Annotated in this window: 2 rRNA genes; both read right to left on the bottom strand. The window is 52.7% G+C overall.

Annotated elements, in window-relative coordinates:
• Window positions 1-7: 7 nt before the first annotated feature.
• Window positions 8-123: ribosomal RNA gene (gene rrf / locus K0335_RS21950) — 5S ribosomal RNA — on the bottom strand.
• 100 nt (window positions 124-223) lie between these two features.
• Window positions 224-3126, bottom strand: a 23S ribosomal RNA gene (locus K0335_RS21945).
• Window positions 3127-3248: the final 122 nt, after the last annotated feature.

Genomic DNA, 3248 nt, shown 5'->3' with positions numbered 1-3248 from the left:
ATTTGATGCCTGGCAGTTCCCTACTCTCGCATGGGGAGACCCCACACTACCATCGGCGCTACGGCGTTTCACTTCTGAGTTCGGCATGGGGTCAGGTGGGACCACCGCGCTAAGGCCGCCAGGCAAATTCTGTTTATCAACACGTCCTGTTCTGACCTGTCGATGTCATCTGTATCAAGCTTACTTGTCGATGTCTCTTCCGCCAAAACACCTTCGGCGTTGTAAGGTTAAGCCTCACGGTTCATTAGTACCGGTTAGCTCAACGCATCGCTGCGCTTACACACCCGGCCTATCAACGTCGTCGTCTTCAACGTTCCTTCAGGACCCTTAAAGGGTCAGGGAGAACTCATCTCGGGGCAAGTTTCGTGCTTAGATGCTTTCAGCACTTATCTCTTCCGCATTTAGCTACCGGGCAGTGCCATTGGCATGACAACCCGAACACCAGTGATGCGTCCACTCCGGTCCTCTCGTACTAGGAGCAGCCCCCCTCAGTTCTCCAGCGCCCACGGCAGATAGGGACCGAACTGTCTCACGACGTTCTAAACCCAGCTCGCGTACCACTTTAAATGGCGAACAGCCATACCCTTGGGACCTACTTCAGCCCCAGGATGTGATGAGCCGACATCGAGGTGCCAAACACCGCCGTCGATATGAACTCTTGGGCGGTATCAGCCTGTTATCCCCGGAGTACCTTTTATCCGTTGAGCGATGGCCCTTCCATTCAGAACCACCGGATCACTATGACCTGCTTTCGCACCTGCTCGCGCCGTCACGCTCGCAGTCAAGCTGGCTTATGCCATTGCACTAACCTCCTGATGTCCGACCAGGATTAGCCAACCTTCGTGCTCCTCCGTTACTCTTTAGGAGGAGACCGCCCCAGTCAAACTACCCACCAGACACTGTCCGCAACCCCGATAAGGGGCCTACGTTAGAACATCAAACATTAAAGGGTGGTATTTCAAGGCCGGCTCCATGCAGACTGGCGTCCACACTTCAAAGCCTCCCACCTATCCTACACATCAAGGCTCAATGTTCAGTGTCAAGCTATAGTAAAGGTTCACGGGGTCTTTCCGTCTTGCCGCGGGTACACTGCATCTTCACAGCGAGTTCAATTTCACTGAGTCTCGGGTGGAGACAGCCTGGCCATCATTACGCCATTCGTGCAGGTCGGAACTTACCCGACAAGGAATTTCGCTACCTTAGGACCGTTATAGTTACGGCCGCCGTTTACCGGGGCTTCGATCAAGAGCTTCGCTTGCGCTAACCCCATCAATTAACCTTCCGGCACCGGGCAGGCGTCACACCGTATACGTCCACTTTCGTGTTTGCACAGTGCTGTGTTTTTAATAAACAGTTGCAGCCAGCTGGTATCTTCGACTGATTTCAGCTCCACGAGCAAGTCGCTTCACCTACATATCAGCGTGCCTTCTCCCGAAGTTACGGCACCATTTTGCCTAGTTCCTTCACCCGAGTTCTCTCAAGCGCCTTGGTATTCTCTACCTGACCACCTGTGTCGGTTTGGGGTACGATTTGATGTTACCTGATGCTTAGAGGCTTTTCCTGGAAGCAGGGCATTTGTTGCTTCAGCACCGTAGTGCCTCGTCATCACGCCTCAGCCTTGATTTTCCGGATTTGCCTGGAAAACCAGCCTACACGCTTAAACCGGGACAACCGTCGCCCGGCCAACATAGCCTTCTCCGTCCCCCCTTCGCAGTAACACCAAGTACAGGAATATTAACCTGTTTCCCATCGACTACGCCTTTCGGCCTCGCCTTAGGGGTCGACTCACCCTGCCCCGATTAACGTTGGACAGGAACCCTTGGTCTTCCGGCGAGCGGGCTTTTCACCCGCTTTATCGTTACTTATGTCAGCATTCGCACTTCTGATACCTCCAGCATGCCTCACAACACACCTTCACAGGCTTACAGAACGCTCCCCTACCCAACAACGCATAAGCGTCGCTGCCGCAGCTTCGGTGCATGGTTTAGCCCCGTTACATCTTCCGCGCAGGCCGACTCGACCAGTGAGCTATTACGCTTTCTTTAAATGATGGCTGCTTCTAAGCCAACATCCTGGCTGTCTGGGCCTTCCCACATCGTTTCCCACTTAACCATGACTTTGGGACCTTAGCTGGCGGTCTGGGTTGTTTCCCTCTTCACGACGGACGTTAGCACCCGCCGTGTGTCTCCCGTGATAACATTCTCCGGTATTCGCAGTTTGCATCGGGTTGGTAAGTCGGGATGACCCCCTTGCCGAAACAGTGCTCTACCCCCGGAGATGAATTCACGAGGCGCTACCTAAATAGCTTTCGGGGAGAACCAGCTATCTCCCGGTTTGATTGGCCTTTCACCCCCAGCCACAAGTCATCCGCTAATTTTTCAACATTAGTCGGTTCGGTCCTCCAGTTAGTGTTACCCAACCTTCAACCTGCCCATGGCTAGATCACCGGGTTTCGGGTCTATACCCTGCAACTTAACGCCCAGTTAAGACTCGGTTTCCCTTCGGCTCCCCTATTCGGTTAACCTTGCTACAGAATATAAGTCGCTGACCCATTATACAAAAGGTACGCAGTCACCCCATAAAGAGGCTCCCACTGCTTGTACGTACACGGTTTCAGGTTCTTTTTCACTCCCCTCGCCGGGGTTCTTTTCGCCTTTCCCTCACGGTACTGGTTCACTATCGGTCAGTCAGGAGTATTTAGCCTTGGAGGATGGTCCCCCCATATTCAGACAGGATACCACGTGTCCCGCCCTACTCATCGAGCTCACAGTATGTGCATTTTTGTGTACGGGGCTGTCACCCTGTATCGCGCGCCTTTCCAGACGCTTCCACTAACACACACACTGATTCAGGCTCTGGGCTTCTCCCCGTTCGCTCGCCGCTACTGGGGGAATCTCGGTTGATTTCTTTTCCTCGGGGTACTTAGATGTTTCAGTTCCCCCGGTTCGCCTCATTAACCTATGGATTCAGTTAATGATAGTGTGTCGAAACACACTGGGTTTCCCCATTCGGAAATCGCCGGTTATAACGGTTCATATCACCTTACCGACGCTTATCGCAGATTAGCACGTCCTTCATCGCCTCTGACTGCCAGGGCATCCACCGTGTACGCTTAGTCGCTTAACCTCACAACCCGAAGATGTTTCTTTCGATTCATCATCGTGTTGCGAAAATTTGAGAGACTCACGAACAACTTTCGTTGTTCAGTGTTTCAATTTTCAGCTTGATCCAGATTTTTAAAGAGCAAA

The sequence above is a fragment of the Escherichia sp. GZ89 genome (assembly GCF_019366485.1).
Classification (GTDB): Bacteria; Pseudomonadota; Gammaproteobacteria; order Enterobacterales; family Enterobacteriaceae; genus Escherichia; species Escherichia fergusonii.
Note: the sequence above shows the minus strand (reverse complement) of the source record. Positions and strands in the feature narration are given on the sequence as shown.